The organism is Xaviernesmea rhizosphaerae (assembly GCF_001938945.1).
GTDB lineage: Bacteria > Pseudomonadota > Alphaproteobacteria > Rhizobiales > Rhizobiaceae > Xaviernesmea > Xaviernesmea rhizosphaerae.
Genome location: NZ_MKIO01000033.1, coordinates 1 through 21,385 on the forward strand (window position 1 = coordinate 1; position 21,385 = coordinate 21,385).

Genomic DNA, 21,385 nt, shown 5'->3' on the forward strand with positions numbered 1-21,385 from the left:
CTGAAGGCTTTCAGCCCCCAAGAGTGCTCCAACTACCTCAGACATGCGGGGTACGGTTCAAACTAAAACTGACAGACTCTAAAGACATCACATCATTTTGGAACTTATTCTTTTCCAGACATTTCGGAGAGATAGAAGACCTTCTTCATCATCTTCTATTGTTTAAAGAAATTTCCGATGAAGGAAGGTTGGTTATCGTGACAGGGGACAGAACAGAGATGACCAGGATCAGCCAGGAACAGAACGCCATCCGCCCGGACCCGCTCGACACGCGGGCCGATCCGGACAAGGCCGGACCCGAGGCGACGATCAAACCGAAGACGGCAGCGGACCCGCATCCCGGTTCGGTGTCGGACGGAACGGACCCGCAGGCCCGGGAGGGGTCGACGCCGATCGCCGATCGCAAGGACGAGGCGCGTTAGAATATCGGACTGAAAAGCGGGAAACGGTTTTCGCAAGAGTCCGATGCAAAAACAAAGCTGACAGCATCAGGCAGGCCAATTTGCACAGGACGCGACACAAGTGCTTTGGCGCCGTTGCGCCCCCTCATCTGCCTACCGGCATCCGACCGGGGACGAGCCACGGGTCTCGTCCCGTCCTTCGGACCCCCGCTGGGGAGAAGAGACCCAGCAGATCGCACGGCGCCTCCATCCAACTCGCTGGAAAAAATGCATAAACCGCATTTCCTTACAGGTGGATGCGGAACGAGGCGGCGCCGCACGTCTCTTCTCCCCAACGGGGAGAAGGTGGCCCGAAGGGTCGGATGAGGGGCTAGCCAGGCCGCCAATCATAGTGTCGTGCACTGTGACCACTTCGGCAAGCGGTTCGATGCGCGACGGAAGGGAGTTTTGCACGTCACGCGCTTGCCTTTTTGCCCGAGACGCTCAACACAGGACCATGGCCAATCCCTTCGACAGTTCAGACCCTGCCCGATCCGTGATCCAGACGGCGCTCTCACAGTTCTTCGACGCCGATGTGCTGGCCGTTGCGCCAGGGCTCATCGGTGCGGTGTTCACGGTTGATGGCGTCGGCGGCGTGATTGTCGAGACCGAAGCCTATCGGGCCGACGACCCGGCATCCCACAGCTTTGCCGGCCCGACGGAGCGCAACCGCGCCATGTTCGGCCCGCCTGGAACGGCCTATGTCTACCGGTCCTATGGCATCCACTGGTGCTTCAATATTGTCTGCCGGCCGGGAAGCGCCGTGCTGCTGCGCGCGCTGTCGCCGGTGCTGCAGCCGGAGCGCATGGCGCTGCGTCGTGGCCGAACCGAGCCGAAGCTCCTTTGTTCCGGCCCGGGCCGTCTCTGCCAGGCGCTCGGCATCGATCTGGCGCAGAATGGCCTGCCGCTCGATCGCGCGCCCTTTACGCTGAGGCTGCCGGAAGAGGCACAATCGATCGAGGTCGGCCCGCGCATCGGCATCACCAAGGCGGCAGACCGCCCCTGGCGCTTCGGGCTAAAGGGCTCGCCCTTCCTCAGCCGCCGCTTTGCCGCCACCCCTCCCCAGCAGTGACTGCGCCGTTCCCCGCGCCGCCGCCGGCCGATAACGCGCAAACACGTTCGCGTCATCCCGGCGGCTCGCAATGGCAGCGCTGAGCCGCCGCCTATATCAGAGCAGGGTAATACCAAGTGTCGATGATAGGCCGCGGCTGATCGAAAGGAGCCCCATGGAAGACTTCGTCCACATGATGATGCAGCGCTTCGGCGCGACCGGCATCGCGCTTTTGATGTTCCTGGAAAATGTCTTCCCGCCGATTCCATCCGAACTCATCATGCCGCTGGCGGGCTATCGCGCAACGCAAGGGGACATGTCGATCGTCACCGTCATCATCGCCGGCAGCATCGGCTCTCTGCTCGGCATTCTGCCCTGGTATCTGGCCGGCCGTCTGCTGGGCGAACACAGGGTCAAGGCTTTCGCCGCCCGCCACGGGCGCTGGCTCACGCTGACGCCGGCCGATGTCGATGCGGCCGACCGCTGGTTTCGCGAAAAGGGCATGATGGCCGTACTGTTCGGGCGCCTGGTGCCCACGGTGCGCACGCTGATCTCCGTGCCGGCCGGCATCGCCCGCATGCCATTCCTGCCGTTTCTTCTGTTTTCGGCGGTGGGAACGGTCGCCTGGACCAGCCTGCTCGCTCTTGCCGGCTATGCGCTCGGTCAGGCCTATGACACTGTCGCGGCCTATGTCGATCCGGTGTCCACGACCGTCCTCGTCGCCATGGTCCTCGTCTATCTCTACCGCGTGGTGCGCTATCAGCCGCAAAGCTGATGCCCCACCGCCTTGAGCATTAGACCGAGAGGTGAAAGCCGGCGTTGGCATCGCCCGATGCAGAAGAAGACCGGGCCTGATATCCCGTTTTCACAAGGGCTCCGCCGGACGCAAAACACCCTCCGCGTCTCTGGACGCGAAGGGTGTTGATCAAGCTGGCGTATCTGGTCAATTTTCGTTTTGGCGCAGGGCTCCCCTTCGGCCAGAGCCGCCGGGCAGGCGCCTAGAATTCCTCCCAATTGTCCTGTGCGGACGTGGTCTTGGACCCGGAGGATCCGCCGGAGAAGGCGGCCGCGAGCTTGTTGGTCAGCGCACGGGCCGGAGAGGGCTTTGCCGCATGGGTGGAGGAAGCGGCGACGGGCGTGGCGCTACGCGGCTTTGCCGCGGGGGACTTGGGAGAGGATGCCGGACGGGCGGCGGGCGCCTGCCAGGTCGTGCGCGATCCCGCCCCTGCGCCGGCGGCCATGGCGACCGTGGCGCCCTCGCCCAGCCGGAACTGGCTGATGATCTCGCGCAGGCGCGTGGCATCGCTGGCGAGCGAGGCGCCGGCGGCATTGGTTTCCTCGACCATGGCGGCGTTCTGCTGGGTCACCTGGTCCATCTGGTTGACGGCGGAGTTGACCTCGGCAAGGCCGACGGACTGCTCGCGCGCCGAGGTGGCGATCGCTTCCATGTGCTGGTTGATATCGACGATCGAGGTCTCGATCGCCTTCAGCACTTCGCCGGTTTGCGAGACAAGCAGCACGCCGCTTTCCACCTCGCCGGAGGAGTTGCGGATCAGTTCCTTGATCTCCTTGGCGGCCTGGGCCGAACGCTGGGCAAGCTCGCGCACTTCCTGGGCGACGACGGCAAAGCCCTTGCCCGCCTCGCCGGCACGCGCGGCCTCGACACCGGCATTGAGCGCCAGAAGGTTGGTCTGGAAGGCAATCTCGTCGATCACGCCGATGATATTGGCGATCTGGCCGGAGGATTGCTCGATGCGCTGCATGGCATTGACCGCATCGGCCACGACCGTGCCGGAGCGCGCCGCATTGTCATTGGCCTCGCGCGCGACCCGGCGGGCTTCATCGGCGCGCTTGGACGAATTGGCGACATTGGCCGTGATCTGATCGAGCGCTGCGGCGGTTTCCTCCAGGCTTGCAGCCTGTTGCTCGGTGCGCTTGGACAGATCGTCGGCCCCGCGGCTGACCTCATTGGCGCCGCTGTCGATCGACGAAGCTGCCTGCGCCACCGCCGACATGCTCTGACGAAGCTGTGCGACCGCGCCATTGAAGTCCGCACGCAGCGATTCGAATTCCTCGGCGAAGGTCTCGCTCAGCTGGTAGCCGAGATCGCCCGAGGCGAGATGGCGCAGGCCCTCGCCAAGGCCGTTGGTCGCCTGCGCCATGGCGGCGGCGCGGCGGGCCTCCGCTTCGGCATTGCGCTGACGCTCCCGGTCGCTCTCACTGCGGCTGGCTTCGGCCTCGCTCTCCAGGCGCCGGGCCTTCAGCCCGTTCTCCTTGAACACGCCGACCGCCCGGGCCATCTGGCCGATTTCATCGCGACGCACATCATCGGCAATCTCGGCCGTCAGATCGCCACCGGCCAGCCGGCTCATGGTGCCGACCATATGGTTCACCGGACGCACGATCCAGGCGCGGATGCTGAAGAAGGAGGCGATCAGGACCAAGACGAGACCGGCGACAACGCCCAGGACATTGTTGCGTGACACGGTCCACGAGACGTCGGTCATCTTGTCGGACCGGCTGAGCATGACGGCGATCACGTCATTGGTGACATCGGACATCTTCGTGCTCAGATCCCGAAAGGCCGGCTGGCATGCGTCGGAGAAGAGCGCCTGCGCGGACTTGACCTCTTCATCGCTGAAGCCGGCGGTTCCGGCCTTGATCACGGGAGCGCAGATCTGGTTAATGATGCGCTGTCCCTCCGCCTTCATCGCGCCGATCCGTGCGTCCTCGGGCATCAGCGCCTGGGCGGTTTCCATCCGATTGAGATAGCGGTCCCGTGCATCCTGAAGATCGGCAAGCGCTTTCTTGTCGTCCTCTTCCGTGCGGGCGATCAGCAATTCGGCAATGGCCGAGCGCGCGGCCTGCAGGTTGCGCGATCCACGCGCCACCAGCGTGGCGGTGTTGGCCTCCTTGCTGATGAGCCTGGTATAATTCGCGTCGATATCCATCAGCTTGCTGCCCGAGTAGAAGGCGGTCGCGATGGTGAACAGGCCAAAGGCGGCCAGGAGAATAAGGAATTTTCCGAGGATTGGAACGTTCTTCATGAGGTGCCTCGACAGTCTTGTTATAGCTCAGACAACGACATCACGTCGCGGCAAAGTCATTTTGCCTTCCTTGGCGCTCATGCGCACAACAAATTCGTTACAGCTGGCCTGAGAAAAAATGGAGTCAGCGCAGGCGATCAGCGCATGGGTAATAAATTCAACAAAAGAGCTTTCGAGCGCGTTAAAACCCGTCGCGCATCGAACACGTGCACAACAATATTTCCGTTAATCTCATGCGTGTTTCCCGGATCCCGTCGCGAAGCACCAGTTTCGGGATCGGTTGTTCCAGCGCCGCGCGCCTGACTTCACCGGCTTTATGCGCAGCAGGCGTCGAATAGCCAGCGCAGGGCGCGGTTGCGCGCTCGGGCTGCTCTTCTTGATGACGGAAAAGCGATCATGGGCCATGGAGGCCGGGGGTAGATCAGGCTCGATCTGATCGCATTAGATCGGCGCTCTCAGCCTGTTGTATGGAGCATCATCGCATCGATCTTCACGCCTCCCTGTCGATGATGTTCCGGAGCAGGCCGCATCGATGACAGGCGCATCGGAGTGACAAGCGGACGCGGTCCGCTGCTCCAGGATTTCGTTTTGCTTTGGATTTCCCCGAAAACAGGTTTTCCTTTTCGATGCGATGGGATGCTCCAGCATCGCCCGTCGATCGCGGTCCTTGCCGGTGCGTCTTGCGCAGCCGCTGTCGCGCAGGCCCCCTCTCCCACGAGAAAGGCCCCCGTCCATTTCAGGACGGGGGCCGCGCATGCATCGAGACGATCGGGGACCGGCTTATTCTGCGGGCTGCAGGGCCGGACGATGGGGTTCGTCGACGATGGCGACGGGATCGGTCTCCAGCTTGCCGGCCATGGCCGCTGCAAACTGTTCCTTGTCCAGCTCGTTCTCCCAGCGGGCAACGACGACGGTGGCCACCGCATTGCCGATGAAGTTGGTGAGCGCCCGGCATTCGGACATGAAGCGGTCGATGCCGAGGATCAGCGCCATGCCGGCGACCGGCACGGAGGGAACGACCGAGAGCGTGGCGGCAAGCGTGATGAAGCCCGCGCCGGTGATGCCGGCAGCGCCCTTGGAGGAGAGCATGGCCACCAGCAGAAGCAGGATCTGGTCGCCGAAGGAGAGATGCGTATCGGTGGCCTGGGCGATGAACAGCGCGGCCAGCGTCATGTAGATGTTGGTGCCGTCAAGGTTGAAGGAATAGCCGGTCGGCACGACGAGGCCGACGACCGAGCGCTTGCAGCCGGCACGTTCCAGCTTGGCCATCAGGCCCGGCAGGGCGGCTTCCGAGGAAGAGGTGCCCAGAACCAGCAGCAGTTCCTCCTTGATATAACGGATCAGGGCCAGAATGGAGAAGCCGTTATAGCGTGCGACAGCGCCGAGGATGACGAGGACGAACAGGAGCGAGGTGATGTAGAAGGTGCCGATCAGCATCGCCAGGTTGGCGATCGAGCCGATGCCGTACTTGCCGATGGTGAAGGCCATGGCGCCGAAGGCACCGATGGGGGCTGCCTTCATCAGGATGGCGACGAGGCGGAACATCGGCGTGATGACGGCATGCAGGAAGTCGACCACCGGTTCGGCGGGCTTGCCGACGAGGGCGAGCGAAATACCGAACAGCACCGAGAAGAACAGGACCTGCAGGATGTCGCCATCGGCGAAGGCGCCGACGATCGTCGTCGGGATGATGTTCATCAGGAAGCCGGTGATGGTCGAGTCATGCGCCTTGGCAGCATAGGAGGCGACCGCCTTGGCATCCAGCGAAGCCGGATCGATATGCATGCCCGCGCCCGGCTGGACGACGTTCGACACCAGCATGCCTACGGCTAGCGCAAGCGTGGAGAAGCAGAGGAAGTAGAGCATTGCCTTGCCGGCGACGCGCCCGACTTTCTTCATGTCGTTCATGCCGGCAATGCCGGTGGTGACCGTGAGGAAAATAACCGGGGCGATGATCATCTTGACGAGCTTGATGAAGGCATCGCCGAGCGGCTTCAGCTCAGCACCGATCTGCGGATAAAAATGGCCGAGCAGAATGCCGAGCGTGATCGCTACGATGACCTGCACGTAAAGATGCGAGTAAAAAGGAGCCTTCTTGTGCGGCTCCGCATGTGTCAAATCAACTTTCATCGAACCCTCCAGCACGCTCTCGCCGACTAAGTCCGGCCTCCCCAAGCGCTGCGTTGACATTCCCCAGCCACACGGCTGATACCCAAGTTTTGCAAGGCTCGTGCCAGTTTTCGAGATGCTATGCACAAGGCTGATTTCATTCACGAAATTTTCATACTTTCTCAGCACTTGGGGCGCCAAAGTGCGGAATTCCGCACCGAGGCCTTGCACCGCGTGCGGAATTCCGCACAATTGGTTCATGGCCATGATCTTCAACGATGCTCCTCCCTCTGCCTCGACCGTGCCGGCCCGCAAGCGGTGGATCGCCTTTGCCGTGGTCTCGCTCCTGCTGGTGGTGGCGGCCTTGCTCGGCGCGGATTCCTATGCACGGGTGAAGGCGCTGGCCGCCCTGGAGGCCGAGGCGCGCAGCGAGGCGGATCTCAAGGTCGCCCTGCTCAGGGCCACGCTCGAGCGACCGCGTGCCCTGCCCCTGCTCCTGTCGCGCGATCCCGATGTGGCCGCGGGGCTGAAAGACGGGCCGGCCGCCGAGAGGCTCAGCCGCAAACTGGAAGGGCTGGTGGATGCGACAGGCGCCAGCGTTCTTTACGCCATCAGCGCCGACGGACGGACCATGGCGGCCAGCAACTGGCGAGAGCCGACCAGCTTCGTCGGCAGCGATTACGGCTTTCGCGACTATTTCAGCAAGGCGATGCGCAGCGGCGAGGCGGAGCAGTTCGCGCTCGGCAATGTCAGCAAACGCCCCGGCCTCTATATTTCCCGCCGCGTGGAGGTCGATGGCGTGGCGCGCGGCGTCGTGGTGGTCAAGATGGAATTCACCCGTCTGGAGGAAAGCTGGGCGGCCTCCGGCCGGCCGACCTTCGTCTCCGGCAGGAACGGCGTCATCCTGATCACCAGCCGCCCGGAGCTGCGCTTCATGACGACGCGGCCCATTCCCGAAGCCGAGCGCGCGCCGATCCGTGACAGCCTGCAGTTCGGCACGGCGATGCTCGAGCCTTTGCGACAGACGCCGATGGACAGGCTGGGGCCGGGAGCCGACCTCGTGGTGGCGGAGCTGATCCCCGGCCACCGCGCCTCCTATCTGCGCCTGATCGTGCCTGTCGCGACGACGCAATGGCAGCTGTCCTATTTCGCACCGACCGACGCCGCCATCGCCTCGGTCGCGCGGCAGATGCGGCTCACCGCCATTAGCGGCCTGCTGCCGCTTCTCTCCTTCGTGGCGCTGATGCTCAGACGACGCGATCTGGCCCGCGCCCGGCGCGAACGCGAGCAGGCCGCGCGCGACATGCTGGAGCACCGCGTGCTGGAGCGCACCCGCGACCTGACCGCAGCGCGCGACCGGCTGCAGGCGGAAATTACCGATCACCGGGCGACCGAAGCCCGGCTGCAGGGCGTCCAGGAAGATCTCGTCCAGGCCAACCGGCTGGCCATTCTGGGCCAGGTCGCGGCCGGGGTGGCGCATGAGATCAACCAGCCCGTCGCCACGATCCGCGCCTATGCGGAAAATGCCCGGATCTATCTCGACCGCGCCCAGCCAGCGGAGGTGGAAGACAATCTCACCTCGATCGCCGCGCTGACCGAGCGGATCGGCACGATCACCGAGGATCTGAAATCGCTGGCGCGCAAAGGGCGCGCCGATGCCAAGCCAGTCTCGCTGAAAGCCGTGATCGAAGGCGGTCTGATGCTGCTGCGCAGCCGCTTTTCCGGCCGTCTGGACACTGTCCACCTGCATGATCCGGCCGATGGTCTGCAAGGGGATGTCCAGGTACTCGGCCAGCGCGTGCGGCTGGAGCAGGTGGTGATCAACCTGCTGCAGAATGCGCTGGAAGCCCTGAACGAGCGGCCGGACGGGCGGGTGGACATCAGCCTGCGCGACGCGGGCGCCATGGTCGCGCTCGAGATCGCCGACAATGGCGGCGGCATTCCACCGGAGATCCTCGACGCGCTGTTCACGCCCTTCAACACCTCGAAGGAAAAGGGCCTCGGCCTGGGCCTGGTCATCTCCAAGGATATCGTCACCGATCATGGCGGAACGATCGCGGTCGACAGCAGCCCTGCCGGAACCCGCTTCACCATTCTCCTGAAGAAAGCCTGAGTTGCGCCCATGCTCGATACACCCTTTCCCGTCCTTCTCGTCGATGACGATGTCGACCTGCTCAAGGCCACGCGGCAGACGCTCGATCTGGCTGGACTCGAGGTGACCGCCTGCAGCTCGGCAGAGGAGGCGCTGGCGGCCCTGCCGGCCGATTTCCCCGGCGTCGTCGTCAGCGATATCCGCATGCCGCGCGTCGACGGGCTGGAGCTGTTTCGCCGGATCCAAGCGCGCGATGCGGAACTGCCCGTCATCCTGATGACCGGCCATGGCGATGTGCCGATGGCGGTGGCGGCACTCAAGGACGGGGCGCATGATTTCATCGCCAAGCCCTTCTCGACCGAGCGGCTGGTGCACAGCGTGCGCAAGGCCGGCGAAGCCCGGCGGCTGCAGCTGGAAAACCGGGCGCTGCGCGCAAGCGCCTCGATGGTCGATGACGGCATGCCGCTGCTTGGCCAGACGCCGGCCATGGAGCGCCTGCGCCACACATTGCGCCAGATCGCCGATACGGATGTGGACGTGCTGGTGCTGGGCGAAACCGGCAGCGGCAAGGAGGTGGTGGCCAACCTTTTGCACCGCTGGGGCAAACGCGCCCGCGGCGCCTTCGTCGCGCTCAATTGCGGCGCCTTGCCGGAAAACGTCATCGAAAGCGAGCTATTCGGTCATGAAGCCGGCGCCTTCACCGGCGCGCAGAAGCGCCGCATCGGCCGCATCGAACATTCCAGCGGCGGCACGCTGTTCCTCGACGAGATCGAGAGCATGCCGCTGGCCACGCAGGTGAAGATGCTGCGCGTTCTCGAAATGCGCGAGGTCACCCCGCTCGGCACCAATGAGATACGCCCCGTCGATCTGCGCGTGGTGGCGGCGACCAAGGTCGATCTCGGCAGTCCCTCGCTGCGCCAGAGCTTTCGCGAGGACCTCTATTACCGGCTGAATGTGGTCACGCTCGCCATTCCGCCGCTGCGCGAGCGGCGCGATGACGTGCCCGTGCTGTTCGGTTTCTTCACCGAACGGGCCGCCCGCCGCTTCGGCCGTCCGGTGCCGCCTTTGAGCGCATCCGTCAGCCGATACCTGAAAACCCATGACTGGCCCGGCAATGTGCGCGAGCTCTCGCACTTCGCCGAGCGCTTCGTCCTCGGCCTTTCCGATCTTTCCGCGGGCCTCCGGCAGAGCGACGAGACGCTGCTGACGCTGCCCGAACGGGTCGAACGCTTCGAGGCCGATATTATCCGCGCCACGCTGGCCGAGCATGGCGGCGACGTGCGCCGCACGATCGAGGCGCTCGGCATTCCCCGCAAGACCTTCTACGACAAGCTGCAGCGGCACGGCATCGTGCGCGGCGATTTCGAGGAGGGCGCGCGCAGCGTCTGAGAGCGAGCCGGCATGGCCGGAACCTTGGCAGGGCTGGAACGTTACCGGAACAAACCAGCCAGGGAGCCAAAGCATGGTCGATGACCGCACTGCCGCCGACACCGCATCCAACACCGAGAAAGACCCCGACGACTGGGTCAGCGGCGACGAGCCGATGACGGGCGCCCAGCGCTCCTACCTGAAGACGCTGTCCGAGCAGGCCAGGGAGGACGAGATGTTCGCCGAAGATCTGACCAAGGCGGAGGCCTCCAAGCGCATCGATCGGCTGCGCGAGACGCTCAAGCTGTAAAGGCTCTTGTGGCAGGACGGTCAGTCCGCCGCTCGATAGCGGCCAAACGAAAAAGGCCTGCCCTGCATGATGCGGGGCAGGCCTTTCGATTTTTTCTCACGATGCCAGCGCCGGCTCAGCCCTTGCGCAGGGCCTGCGGCAGCAGCCCCTCGGGGAAGTCCTGATAGCAGACAGGGCGCAGGAAGCGCTCGATCGCCAGGGTGCCGACCGAGGTGGAGCGGCCGTCGGAGGTGGCCGGATAGGGGCCGCCATGGACCATGGCCGGCGAGACCTCGACGCCGGTGCCGAAGCCGTTGACCAGCAAGCGGCCGGCCAGAAGTTCGAGCTCCGGCACGAGCTTGGCCGCTTCGGCATGGTCGTCCGCGTCGATGTGCAGCGCCACCGTCAGCTGGCCTTCCAGGCTCGAAATGACGCCATGCAGCTCGGCCAGATCCTGGCAGACGACGATGAGACCGGAGGCGCCGAAGACTTCCTCCTGCAGCTCGTGATGGGCCTGGAAATCGGCAGCCTTCACCTCGAACAGCGCGGCGCTGCCCTGATGGTCGGTGCCTTCCTGGCCGGACGCGATTTGCGTTACCGTGTCATGGCCCATCAGCTTGGCCACGCCCTGGCGATAGGCCTTGCAAATGCCGGGGGTCAGCATGGTCTGGGCGGGAACGGTCTTGAGCGCCTCGGCGGCGGCCTGCTTGAAGGCCTCCAGCCCCTCGCCCGCAACCGCCAGGATCAGGCCCGGATTGGTGCAGAACTGGCCGGCGCCGAGCGTCAGCGAGCCGACGAAGGCGCGGCCGATCTCGGCGCCGCGCTTGGAAAGCGCGCCGGGGAAGAGAATGACCGGGTTGATGGCGCTCATCTCGGCATAGACCGGAATGGGCTGCGTGCGCTTGGCGGCGATGTCCATCAGCGCCAAGCCACCCCGGCGCGAACCGGTGAAGCCGACGGCGCGGATGCGCGCATCCGCCACCAGCGCCTGGCCGATCTCGTAACCGGCATCGAACAGCAGCGAGAAGGTGCCTTCCGGCAGGCCGCAGGCGGACACCGCCTTCTGCACGGCGACGCCGACCAGCTCGGACGTGCCCGGATGGGCGGAATGCGCCTTGACGACCACGGGGCAGCCCGCAGCCAGCGCGGAGGCCGTATCGCCGCCGGCAACCGAGAAGGCCAGCGGAAAATTCGAGGCGCCGAAGACGGCGACCGGGCCCAGCGCCAGATTGCGCAGCTTCAGGTCCGGCTTGGGCGCGGGCTTGCGCTCGGGATCGCCGGCATCGAAACGCAGCTCCTGGAAGCGGCCTTCGCGCACTTCCTTGGCGAAGAGGCGCAGCTGGCCGACCGTGCGCATGCGCTCGCCTTCCAGGCGGCCGCGCGGCAGGCCGGTTTCGGCCATGGCCCGCTCGATCAGGCTGTCGCCGATGCCAAGGATGTTTTCGGCAATGGTTTCGAGAAAGGCGGCGCGGGCTTCGAGCGCGGTCTCGCGATAGACCGGGAAGGCGGCCCAGGCCAGAGCGGCGGCGCGCTCGACATCGGCCTTGGTGGCACCATGGAAAGTACCCGGCAGAGCGGCGCCCGTGGCCGCATCAATCCCGAAAATCTCGCCCCCGTCGCCTGCAACGGAGGATTGGCCGATCAGAAGATTACCTGTGAGGTCCATTTCATCATCCCTTCGATATCCATTGCGCGCGCGGCCGCATGACGGTCCACCAGAACGCTTTGATCACCTGTCCCCCGGCCCTGTCCTGGGCCCTGTCATCGGGCGGGTCGGGTCGCCTGCTGCGCCCTGACATAGCCCGCCCTTTTGGCGAGGTACAGAGAAAAGTCATACTTTTTAAGCGCCATGTTTTCATGCGCGTCAGAAGCAGGTCGCCGGCACGCGCTTTATCCCGTTTCGAGGCCTTGCTCATGATTTGGTAACCTTGAACGGCGCATGGTGGCGGGCGAACGGAGGCGCCCTGCTGCCGTGTCTGCGCATGGCCCGTGGCCTTCTCTGCCCTGCAGGCCGGACGAGCGGCGCAGTGCGGATTTCTCGCTGCGGTGTCCTGTCTCCTTGCGGATCGGCACGGGCTTGGCGCAGGCCGAGGAGGACTGCAAGCAGCATCATGCCGGCCGCCGCCCACGTCCTGCCGATCGCTCGGCCCTGTCCTGTCGATCCTCTGCGCAGATCGATAGGACGGAACGAAAATTCAAGGCGCAGACCATCCAACACCCGCCCCCGCTGAGGCGGGGCCGCTTCAGGAGGCCGACATGGCGAAAGCCCGCCGCACCCCCGGCAAGACCACCACCGCCCGCGCCAAGAGCCCGCGCGGCAAGACCCGCAGCGGTAGCAGAGGCGGCGTGGGATTGGCCGGCTGGCTGGGTGTCGGGCTGGTCGCGCTCGGCGGCATCGTCGCTTATGACCATCGCGACCTTCTGCCCGATGGCCTGCTGAACAGCGCAAGCCGGCAGGTTGCGGCTCTCGCCGTCTCCATGCCCGCCGGCAAGGCTTCTGCGCCCAACACCGACACCAGCCTGCCGACCGCAAGCATTCCCAAGCCCGCCGCGCGGCCGGCAGCCCAGGCCGGCGCCGGCATCCAGAGCGTGGCGGCGCATGGCGCGATCACGCTGCCAGCGGCGCGCGCGCCCCTGCAGGCGGCAGCTAACCCGGTGCCTGGGGCCGTGCCTGGCCCAAGGCCACCCATGCCGATCGATGCCGCGCCGACCGCAGTTGGTATCGCCCCGGCGCAGGTCGCCGCCGTCGCGCCGGCGACGCTGTCGCCGGTGATGACGCCGGAAGCGGCCGAGGCGGCGGCCCTGCCGAAAACCTTCTATTTTTGCGGCATCCGCACCGACAATTGCGTGATCAACGGCAGCACCTTCGTCTATCGCGGCAACAAGATCCATCTGGCCGATATCGATGCCCCGAACGCAGCGGCGCCGAAATGCGAGGAAGAACGCAAGCGCGGCTTTTACGCCAAGGAGCGGCTGATGGCGCTGCTCAATGCCGGCCCGATCGAGATCGCCAGCGCCGGCGGCGGCCCCATCGTCACGCGGTCAGGCCGCTCGCTCGGCCAGCAGATGGTCGCCGAAGGCCTTGCCCGCCCGGCCGGCACTCGCACCTCCTGGTGCGGCGGCGCCTGACATCACGGCATAGATCGGGAAAGCGCGATCGGACTCCCACTGGGATAATCGATCAGCTCCGGCAAGCCCCTATGAAAACAAAAAGCCTGCCGCGGGAGGGAGCGGCAGGCTTTTCTTATTGAGGGCGATCCGCACTCGAGGAGGTAGAGCGCCGATCCTGCCGGCATCCGAAGGGAGGAGAAGGACACCGGCAAGACAAAAACGCCAAGGAGCGGGAGAGGTTCCCATCTTCCTAAATTTTTTCCTCCTTGAAAATGGCGCACTGAAAAGCGCGCCGCGCGCGGGGCAGCGCGTGGAGGCGTCTGAGGCCGCCCGCACTCCGGCACGGTGTCGACAAGGCAAGAAGGCCCTTCCCTGTAGAGATCCTGGAAATCATAAGCCAGCAGGGCTTGGCCCTGAGCAGGCTGCGACGGAACCCGGCGCCCCCCTGACGCATTCTCTGGCCGTGCATCAGAGCCTGCGCAGAGATGCGGATGCAGAGGGCGACGGGAGGGAGCGATGATCGAGGAGACCATCAAGGGACTGGCGGTGATGGTGCTGCAGGTCACGCTTGCGGTGCTGTTCGTGCTCTTCGGCATTCAGGCCGCCTCGGCCTTGATGACGAGCCGGCCTCCCGTGATCGGCTCAGACCTCAATAAGACCGGCCTCGGCAAAACGGGCCTCGACACGACGACGGAAAGCGGCAGCCTGCTGTGGACCACCCAGCCGACCCGCATCGACATCAGCCGACAGACCTATGAGCGCCTGCCGGCCCGCCTGCCCCCGGCCCCGCCAGTCGAGACCGATCCGGTCCGCTTCTTCGCCAATCATGAGGTGATCGTTATCGACAATGCCAGCTTCAGCTGGCGCGGCACGACCTACCGGATCGACGGCATCGCTCCGCTGCCCCGCAAGGCCGTGTGCAAGGATGTAGAGGGGCGACGCAATGCCTGTGGCCTGCGCGCCTTCAAGGCGCTGGACAATGCGCTGAGAGGCAAGAGCGTCGCCTGCCGCCCCGTCGGCGCAGAAACCACGCTGGTCTCCTGCCGGATCGGCCAGCGCGATCTCGCCGCCCTTCTGCGCCCGCTGAACAGCTAAACATCGGACCGAAAAGCGGGAACCGATTTTCGCAAAATACGCTGCAAAAAAGATAGAGCATCCAAGCGAAAAGCAGGAGCCGGCTTTGCCCGATAGGCTTCGGAAAGGGCATGTCGGAGGATCGCCCGCAGGCTGATCCGGAAATCGGGGAAAGGCACGAACGGGCTAAACGAAAAAGGCGGCCGCAGAAACCTGCGCCGCCTTTTCGATATCCCCCACAAGGCCTATGCCTTTGAATTGTTTGGTGGGTGATCACGGGCTCGAACCGTGGACCCGCTGATTAAGAGTCAGCTGCTCTACCAACTGAGCTAATCACCCATCCGTCCGCCGCCGTTTCCGGTGGCGTGAGCGGGCTTATAAAGGGGGTTCGCCGAGCTGTCTAGCGGTGTCGTGAAAAAAATCAGAATTTTTTCTCCCACCCGTTCTCGCTGTCATTTGCATGTCATTGCCGCAACCGTGCCGCCGGGCTGGCAAGGGCTTCCCTCGCCTCAGACGAACAGCGTGCCCTCGGCGATCTTCACGGCCGCGCCGCCGATGCGGGCGGCGGCGACGAGGCCGGCGTCCACCTGGATGTGCAGATGCAAATAGGAGGCCCGGCCCATCTCCACGCCCTGCTCCACCAGGAAGGCATGGTTGCCGTCGGGCAGCTGGTCGAAATGCTGGATGGTGCCGGAAAAGGCCGCGAGCGCGCCGCCGGTCGCGGGATCCTCGGCAATGCCCATCTCCGGCGCGAACATGCGCACATGGAAGCGCGCCTGGTGGTTCTGCCCGCCCCGGCAATAGAGATAGGCGGCAGCAAGTCGGCCGTCAGCCATGGGCGCAAGCTTCTGCCAGCGGGCGGCATCGAACTCGACAGCGGCGGCGGCCGCCAGATCATGGACCGGAACCGTGACGAAGGGCACGCCGGCGCTCCACAGGCCGGCCACGTGGTTTTCAAAGCCGATCTGGCTTGCCGGCAGGCCCAGCGCATCCGCCAGCGCCTGGCGGTCGAAATTCACGGCCAGCTTCTGAGAGCGCCGGGGCAGATCGAATTCGGCAAAGCTCGCCGCTTGCGGCCGCAGGCGCACGGCGCAACGCACCGGGCCGATCTGCTCCTCCAGCACCTTGACCAGATCAAGGGCGCTCTCGCGGCCAAACCTGCGCTCGGCGAGCGCAACCGCGGTGCCGACGGTCGGATGGCCGGCAAAGGGAAGCTCGTGATGGGGGGTGAAGATGCGCAGGCGCGCCGCATGGGCCGGCCCCTCGGCCGGCAGGACGAAGACCGTTTCCGACAGGGCGAACTCGGCCGCGACCGCCTGCATCGCCTCCGTGCTGAGGCCTTCGCCATCGAACACCACCGCCAGCGGGTTCCCCTTCAGCGGCGTGTCGGTAAAAACATCATAGATGGCATAGGAACGGGGCATGGCTGGGGCACTCCTCCACAGGGCATTGGCGAGCGAAAGCATGACAGGGCTTCCGGCAAATCCGCTGCGCAAACAAAAGACCGGGCCACCGGGCCATCCCCTGTCCCCGGCGGGATCGGCGATGCACCCGACGCCTTTCAGGCGGGCACTGGAAGGCAACCTTGGCACGGCCTGCGAGGGGGCGACAAGAGGGAGGATTACGCCCCTCTCCCCAGTAGCGAACCGGCGATGTCAGCGCTGCAGCGCCCAGGCGATCACATCGGGCATGAAGCTGGTATAGTCGTAGCGCGCGGGATCGGTGTCGATAATGGCGACGGCCCCGTCGATCTCGGGATCGGGATCGGCCGCGACATGGGCGGCGATCCGCGTGACCAGGGTTTCGGCATCGTCGGAAAAACGAAAGATCCGGGCGACCATCACCGCCCCGTTCTCATGCCGGCCGACATAATGCGGGTCGGCCTCGGCCTCCGCCAGATCGAGCCCCGTCTCCTCCAGCACCTCGCGGCGCATATTGCCGGGAATGTCGCAGAGACCATCGACGATGTCATGAGCGTCCAGAGAACCCGACGCACAATAGACCTTGCCCGGATTGGCCGTATGCGCGCCCATGCGCACGGCGATCAGCGCGCCGTCCGAGGAGAGGATCACCGGAAGGACGAAGAGATGCACCGCCTTGTCGAGCGGACGTGTCTTGCGCCACAGGAGGAAGGCGGAGAAGGGCGCCAGATGCGCGGCCGTGCGAATGCGCCCCTCCTCGATATGGATCGCGCGGTTGACCACCATCTGCCCGTCGAAGAGGCGCGGATTTCGGGCAAATTCCAGCGCCCAGTTGGCGGCGATCGCCTCCTCCGCCTCGACCGCGTAGGGATGCGGCCCGGCAACGATGTTGACCGTGACATCCTCGAGGGGGAACAGGGTCTTTTCGGGCGGCCATTGCGTAAAATTGCTGCGGGCGGGAATCATCGGCCTTCAGATCTCCAGACTGACGACGACAGGGCAATGGTCCGAAGCCTTGGGCCGGTCCCAGCCGATGCGCGGATAGCGTTCGACCTCCTGGCCCGGCGGGAACGGCGTGCGGAAGGGCTGGCCGGCGCGGATGATCTCCGGCCGCGCTTGCGGATTGGCCGCCGACAGCGCCTGAGACAGCCAGATATAATCGAGCTGGCAGAGATGGCGCTCGGTAGCACCCCGCGTGTGAAACAGCGTCCAGCGCTCCATCGCGTCCAGCCGGGTCAATACGTTCTCGGCAAAGCCATCCCGGCTGAAGACGTCGAGCGCGCTGCCCTCTTCCGCCACGGGGCGGAAGCGGTAGCCCTCGCGCCTGCTGCCTTCGACCAGGATCTTCTCCTGATAGTCGTTCATGTCGCCGCAGATCGCGAAGCGGGCCTGAGCGAGACCGGCGCCAAAGCGACGCTCGATGATCCGGCGCACGCCGAGCGCCTCCGCCCGGCGCAGCGGCATGGTCGCCGCGCGGCCATCGATGCCGCCGCGTGCCGGCCCCATGGATTTGAAGTGGACGAGATAGAGGGTCACCGGCTTTCCGCCGACGATCAGATCGACCTCAAGGCAATCGCGGCGGAAAAGGCGCGCCTCCGGCCGCTCGCTTGCGGCAAGCTCCGGCGTCAGCAGATCGAGCGACGCGAAGGTGGCATCGGCATGGGAGCGGACATGGCCGACCTCGATCGCCGCGCCATCCGCCGTCTCCTCGCGCAGCATCAGCGCCACGTCGATGCCACGGCCGTCATTGCCCGGGAGCAGCACCTTGCGGGGATAGCCCCGGCCCATCATGCGGTAGAGATAGCCGCCCTCGAACGCCTCCAGCGCCTGGAGGTCGTCCACCTCCTGCAGGCAGACGATGTCGGCATCGCAATCGGCAATGGCCAGCGCCGTGTGCTGGCGCGTGTCATCGGCCAGCCCCACCATGCGCGCCTCCTCCAGGCGGCGGTAGCCGGCCTCATCGCCGATTTCAAACAGCTTCAGCACCCTGTCTTCGCGGTCTGGCCGGCGAAAGCCGCTGAAATCGAAGCGGCGCAGCAGGTTTTCGACATTGAAGGTGGCAAGTCGCAGCGGCATGAAACATCCAGAGCGCGGGAGATCGCACCGTCGTCGCTATACAGAGCGGCTGACGAGAAAGGCAGGCGGGACCATCGGCGCCGACAGGGTCGCCGGCGCCAGCTTATGATTAGAGCATCAGACTGAAAATCGCACGCAGTCCGATGCTCTAATTTTTTGTTTTTGCATCGGATTTTTCCGAAAACCGGTTCCCACTTTTCGGTCCGATGCTCTAAGGGCCTTGCCGCGTCAGAGGCGCGCGAGAAGCTCGGTCTTCTTGGCGGCGAATTCCGCATCGCTGAGGATGCCGGCATCGCGCAGCGAGGCCAGCTTCTCGATCAGGCCGAGAACCTCCTGCGCATCCACGCCGGCAGAGGCGGGAGACGGCGCCGAGAATGGGGCGGCCGGAGCAGCGGCGGCCGGCGTCGACGGCTGCATCGGCGCCTGTTGCACCGGTGCATGCATGGGGGCCTGCGTGGGCGCTTGCACGGGCGCCGGCTGCGCGGCATCGCGGTCCACCCGCCGAAGGCTGGAGACCGGGAAGGTGCCAAGCTGGCTGGAGAAGCTCAGCGACTGGCCGCCGCCCTGCTGCTGACTGACGCCCGAAATCATATGGCTGCCGGTGTCGTAAATTGCGACCTCGCCGCCCTCGCGGATCGCCAGGCGCTGGCTGCCCGGAAACACGGCATAGGCGCTGTCATTCTGGCCGCCGCTGCTGGAAGGCTGGCCCAGCTCGGCCGGCCACCAGGAGGCCTGCTGTCCCCAGAGCGTGGCGAGCGGCGCGATCTGGCCATTGGCGAGCGCCATGGACAGGGCGTTGCACAGCCCGTCGACATTGGCCTTGAGCCCGTGGTTGAACATATCGCCGACCATGGTCATGCCGCCCAGCATCCACTGGCCGTTGCCGCCCAGCTCGGAGATGTCGAACTGCGCCATGGTGCCCTGCCCGCGGCGCACCGCATCGAGCATGGCGCGCACGGCCTGATCGCTGACATGGAACTGACGGGCGAGATCCGACAGGAAGGCTTCGGTTTCCGGGGGAAGACCCTGCATGCGCATCACGCTCCTTTTGTCGCGCCCGGTCCTGCCGGGCACGGCAGTCCTAGCATGGGCCAATGGGAAAGGCGACAGCCGGCCATGTGCAGACGGAGAGAGGCGCAGAGGGTGGGGCGCACCAAAGCAAGCCGGCCGCTCCCGGACAGGGAAGCGGCCGCCGCAACAGGCAGAGGATGTCCGGCAAGCGGATGGCGTGCCTCAGGCGACCTTGGCGAGCTGCTCGCTGCGGATCAGCTGGCCGAGACGGGAAATGCCGGCTTCGATCATCGCCTCATTGGCGCAGGAGAAGCTGACGCGCAGCGTATTGGCGCCCGAGCCATCGGCAAAGAAGGCCTTGCCCGGCACGAAGGCGACCTTGGCGGACACCAGCGATTTCGCCAGGAGATCGGCGCCGTCGAAGCCGGCCGGCAGGGTGATCCAGATAAACATGCCGCCTTCCGGCCGGGTCCAGCTGACGCCGTCGGGCATGTGCGCGGCAAGGGCCGCGAGCATGCAATCGCGCCGGCGGCTATAGGCATCGCGGATCTTGGCGACCTGCGCATCGAAGCCGCGCTCGGCGACATGGCAGATGGCCATCTGGTTGATGGTGGAGGAATGCAGGTCCGCAGCCTGCTTCATCAGCACCAGCTTGCGGATGACGGGCTCGGCCGCGACCACGAAGCCGACGCGCAGGCCGGGCGCCAGCGTCTTGGAGAAACTGCCACTGTAAATGGTGCGCGTCTCGTTGATCGTGCCCTTGCGGGCGATTTCGAGCGCAAGAATCGGCGGGACAGGTGTGCCGTCGAAGCGCAGCGACTGATAGGCGCCGTCCTCGATGATGGCGATGTCGAGCTCGTCGCCGAGATCGAGAATCTTCTCCCGAGCGGCGCGGTCCATGGTCTCGCCGGTCGGGTTCGAGAAATCGGCCGACATATAGGCGAACTTGACCCTGCCCCCGGCCGCGGCGGCGGCAGCCCTGTAGGCCTCGGGCGTGCGGTTGCCGGTCACGTTCAGCTGGTCGTAGCTCGGCTCATAAGCATTGAAGGCCTGGAGCGCGCCGAGATAGGTCGGCCAGGTGACGAGCGCGGTGTCCTTGGGCGACAGGAACAGCTTGCCGAGATAGTCCAGCGCCTGCTGCGAGCCGGAGGTGATCAGGATATTGTCTTCGGTGCAGGGAATGCCGATCCGGGCCATCTCGCCCACCAGCCATTTGCGCAGCGGCAGATAGCCTTCGCTGACCGAATATTGCAGCGCCGCCGAAACCGCCGGCCCGGCGAAGATATCGGCATAGGCCTCCCGGAAGGCCACGTCCGGAAACAGCGCCGGGTCGGGAATACCGCCGGCGAAGGAAATGATGTCGGGGCGATCCAGAAGCTTCAACAGCTCCCGAATCTCGGAGGCGCGCATCCGTGTCGAGCGCGTCGCGAAAATGGCTTCCCAGTCCAGCATCGGGCAGTTTCCTCACTCACATCTTTGACCACCAACGACCATATCGGCACAAATATGTCAACATAGCTGACCTATTTTTCGATGCGGGTTCGGTGCGAGACGGAACGCGCCCGCCTTTGGCGGCAAGTCGATCGCTTGGAGGGGGATGGCCCGAAAGAGCGTTCAGGAAAAAGCCGGGCATGGGCTGAGGGGCCCAACGGCATATGCGCAAGCGCGCGGCGCGTGGGAGACGTGGCTGGTGAAATTCGCCCAGGCAAGGCCATGCGCCGAGCCGCACCCGGCGCATGGGCAAGACACATCGTCCGCGACACGCAAAAGTAGCGGTTGCCTGCGAATGATCAGACGCCGGACGGGCTGGCGCCCGGCGCGACAACCGACGGGCTCAGGCGCCGCCGGCGTGGTAGCTGCACAGCATCAGAGCGGCAATGCCGCATAGAATCGCCAGGTCGAACCAGGCGAAGTACTCCATGATCGCCGTCATCACTCTCTCCTCCCGATCGTGCAACGCGATCCGGGAAGTGTGCGCCCGTCGGGCGGAGAATGCAACGGAAAGACGTATTGCAGCGCCGAAGGCCCGGAAGCCTCTCACGGCTTCCGGGCGCTCCCGGCACCCCCCGGGACTGAAGGCTACGAAAACCGAGGGAAGGCCCGGCCCCTGTTCGCATTCGCTGGCTGCGACGGCGGCCTGACGCAGACGCGCGGTTGATCACGCGCCCGCGCCTTCAGGGCATCGGATCGATGCCCGGTCCGTCTTGAATAGGGGCCGGATCATTAACGAAAGATGAAGGCAGGGGCCCCGTCTTGCGCCAATGAGAGACAGTCGCCCGTCCGTCGCAGATGCGAT

The 21,385-nt window shown here is 65.2% G+C and carries 16 protein-coding genes and 1 tRNA gene; 8 read left to right on the forward strand and 9 right to left on the reverse strand.

From position 1 onward, the window contains the following. From BJF92_RS25860 to BJF92_RS15195, 3 genes are all read left to right on the forward strand, one after another. A partial coding sequence (locus BJF92_RS25860) for a hypothetical protein (protein ID WP_210187603.1) occupies positions 1-422 on the forward strand: 422 nt, incomplete at its 5' end. A gap of 475 nt (positions 423-897) precedes the next feature. Next, entirely contained in the window at positions 898-1,512 is a 615-nt protein-coding gene (locus BJF92_RS15190) for a DNA-3-methyladenine glycosylase (RefSeq protein ID WP_078058083.1), read from the forward strand. A gap of 154 nt (positions 1,513-1,666) precedes the next feature. Then, positions 1,667-2,266, forward strand: a complete 600-nt coding sequence (locus BJF92_RS15195; protein WP_075635609.1) for a DedA family protein — start codon at positions 1,667-1,669, stop codon at positions 2,264-2,266. 223 nt (positions 2,267-2,489) lie between these two features. Here the strand turns inward: BJF92_RS15195 and BJF92_RS15200 are convergent, their stop codons facing one another. Further along, the gene (locus tag BJF92_RS15200; protein ID WP_075635610.1) at positions 2,490-4,538 is read right to left on the reverse strand and encodes a methyl-accepting chemotaxis protein; all 2,049 of its coding nucleotides are present in this window, start codon (positions 4,536-4,538) and stop codon (positions 2,490-2,492) included. Between the two features lie 780 nt (positions 4,539-5,318). Then, positions 5,319-6,668, reverse strand: a complete 1,350-nt coding sequence (locus BJF92_RS15205; protein ID WP_075635611.1) for a dicarboxylate/amino acid:cation symporter — start codon at positions 6,666-6,668, stop codon at positions 5,319-5,321. Positions 6,669-6,912: 244 nt separating this feature from the next. Between BJF92_RS15205 and BJF92_RS15210 the strand changes: the two genes are divergently transcribed. The 3 genes from BJF92_RS15210 (at position 6,913) to BJF92_RS15220 (ending at position 10,417) form a co-directional block, all read left to right on the forward strand. Continuing rightward, positions 6,913-8,760: a sensor histidine kinase gene (locus tag BJF92_RS15210; protein ID WP_075635773.1), complete on the forward strand. Its 1,848-nt coding sequence runs from the start codon at positions 6,913-6,915 to the stop codon at positions 8,758-8,760. A gap of 9 nt (positions 8,761-8,769) precedes the next feature. Further along, on the forward strand, positions 8,770-10,128 hold the full coding sequence (locus BJF92_RS15215; RefSeq protein ID WP_075635612.1) for a sigma-54-dependent transcriptional regulator: 1,359 nt from the start codon (positions 8,770-8,772) through the stop codon (positions 10,126-10,128). A 73-nt stretch (positions 10,129-10,201) separates the two neighbouring features. Continuing rightward, the gene (locus tag BJF92_RS15220; protein WP_075635613.1) at positions 10,202-10,417 is read left to right on the forward strand and encodes a DUF3072 domain-containing protein; all 216 of its coding nucleotides are present in this window, start codon (positions 10,202-10,204) and stop codon (positions 10,415-10,417) included. Between the two features lie 115 nt (positions 10,418-10,532). On the opposite strand, the gene BJF92_RS15225 is transcribed toward BJF92_RS15220, so the two are convergent. After that, on the reverse strand, positions 10,533-12,062 hold the full coding sequence (locus tag BJF92_RS15225) for an aldehyde dehydrogenase (NADP(+)) (RefSeq protein ID WP_075635614.1): 1,530 nt from the start codon (positions 12,060-12,062) through the stop codon (positions 10,533-10,535). A gap of 590 nt (positions 12,063-12,652) precedes the next feature. Between BJF92_RS15225 and BJF92_RS15230 the strand changes: the two genes are divergently transcribed. Then, a complete protein-coding gene (locus tag BJF92_RS15230; RefSeq protein WP_075635615.1) occupies positions 12,653-13,525 on the forward strand; it encodes a thermonuclease family protein in 873 nt (290 codons plus the stop codon). A 498-nt stretch (positions 13,526-14,023) separates the two neighbouring features. Continuing rightward, a complete protein-coding gene (locus BJF92_RS15240) occupies positions 14,024-14,602 on the forward strand; it encodes a hypothetical protein (protein ID WP_075635617.1) in 579 nt (192 codons plus the stop codon). A gap of 242 nt (positions 14,603-14,844) precedes the next feature. Here the strand turns inward: BJF92_RS15240 and BJF92_RS15245 are convergent. The 6 genes from BJF92_RS15245 to BJF92_RS15270 form a co-directional block, all read right to left on the reverse strand. Continuing rightward, a tRNA-Lys gene (locus BJF92_RS15245) sits at positions 14,845-14,920 on the reverse strand. A 170-nt stretch (positions 14,921-15,090) separates the two neighbouring features. Beyond that, the gene (locus BJF92_RS15250) at positions 15,091-16,005 is read right to left on the reverse strand and encodes a PhzF family phenazine biosynthesis protein (protein ID WP_075635618.1); all 915 of its coding nucleotides are present in this window, start codon (positions 16,003-16,005) and stop codon (positions 15,091-15,093) included. A 231-nt stretch (positions 16,006-16,236) separates the two neighbouring features. Beyond that, positions 16,237-16,968 carry an NUDIX hydrolase gene (locus BJF92_RS15255; RefSeq protein ID WP_075635619.1) on the reverse strand — a complete coding sequence of 244 codons (732 nt, stop codon included), beginning with the start codon at positions 16,966-16,968 and terminating at the stop codon, positions 16,237-16,239. Positions 16,969-16,974: 6 nt separating this feature from the next. Continuing rightward, positions 16,975-18,078, reverse strand: coding sequence for an endonuclease/exonuclease/phosphatase family protein (locus tag BJF92_RS15260; RefSeq protein WP_075635620.1), 1,104 nt, complete (start codon positions 18,076-18,078; stop codon positions 16,975-16,977). Between the two features lie 228 nt (positions 18,079-18,306). After that, positions 18,307-19,110, reverse strand: coding sequence for an SHOCT domain-containing protein (locus BJF92_RS15265; RefSeq protein ID WP_075635774.1), 804 nt, complete (start codon positions 19,108-19,110; stop codon positions 18,307-18,309). 201 nt (positions 19,111-19,311) lie between these two features. Next, positions 19,312-20,541 (reverse strand): aminotransferase-like domain-containing protein, encoded by a 1,230-nt coding sequence (locus BJF92_RS15270; RefSeq protein WP_075635621.1) that lies wholly within the window; start codon positions 20,539-20,541, stop codon positions 19,312-19,314. Between the last annotated feature and the right edge of the window lie 844 nt (positions 20,542-21,385).

Bases quoted from the DNA above. Each gene is read 5' to 3' on its own strand.
- BJF92_RS15230 (WP_075635615.1), top strand. From the start codon at position 12,653: ATGGCGAAAGCCCGCCGCACCCCCGGCAAGACCACCACCGCCCGCGCC.
- BJF92_RS15250 (WP_075635618.1), bottom strand. From the start codon at position 16,005: ATGCCCCGTTCCTATGCCATCTATGATGTTTTTACCGACACGCCGCTG.
- BJF92_RS15220 (WP_075635613.1), top strand. From the start codon at position 10,202: ATGGTCGATGACCGCACTGCCGCCGACACCGCATCCAACACCGAGAAA.
- BJF92_RS15265 (WP_075635774.1), bottom strand. From the start codon at position 19,110: ATGCAGGGTCTTCCCCCGGAAACCGAAGCCTTCCTGTCGGATCTCGCC.
- BJF92_RS15255 (WP_075635619.1), bottom strand. From the start codon at position 16,968: ATGATTCCCGCCCGCAGCAATTTTACGCAATGGCCGCCCGAAAAGACC.
- BJF92_RS15215 (WP_075635612.1), top strand. From the start codon at position 8,770: ATGCTCGATACACCCTTTCCCGTCCTTCTCGTCGATGACGATGTCGAC.
- BJF92_RS15195 (WP_075635609.1), top strand. From the start codon at position 1,667: ATGGAAGACTTCGTCCACATGATGATGCAGCGCTTCGGCGCGACCGGC.
- BJF92_RS15190 (WP_078058083.1), top strand. From the start codon at position 898: ATGGCCAATCCCTTCGACAGTTCAGACCCTGCCCGATCCGTGATCCAG.
- BJF92_RS15225 (WP_075635614.1), bottom strand. From the start codon at position 12,062: ATGGACCTCACAGGTAATCTTCTGATCGGCCAATCCTCCGTTGCAGGC.
- BJF92_RS15210 (WP_075635773.1), top strand. From the start codon at position 6,913: ATGATCTTCAACGATGCTCCTCCCTCTGCCTCGACCGTGCCGGCCCGC.
- BJF92_RS15240 (WP_075635617.1), top strand. From the start codon at position 14,024: ATGATCGAGGAGACCATCAAGGGACTGGCGGTGATGGTGCTGCAGGTC.
- BJF92_RS15270 (WP_075635621.1), bottom strand. From the start codon at position 20,541: ATGCTGGACTGGGAAGCCATTTTCGCGACGCGCTCGACACGGATGCGC.
- BJF92_RS15205 (WP_075635611.1), bottom strand. From the start codon at position 6,668: ATGAAAGTTGATTTGACACATGCGGAGCCGCACAAGAAGGCTCCTTTT.
- BJF92_RS15260 (WP_075635620.1), bottom strand. From the start codon at position 18,078: ATGCCGCTGCGACTTGCCACCTTCAATGTCGAAAACCTGCTGCGCCGC.
- BJF92_RS15200 (WP_075635610.1), bottom strand. From the start codon at position 4,538: ATGAAGAACGTTCCAATCCTCGGAAAATTCCTTATTCTCCTGGCCGCC.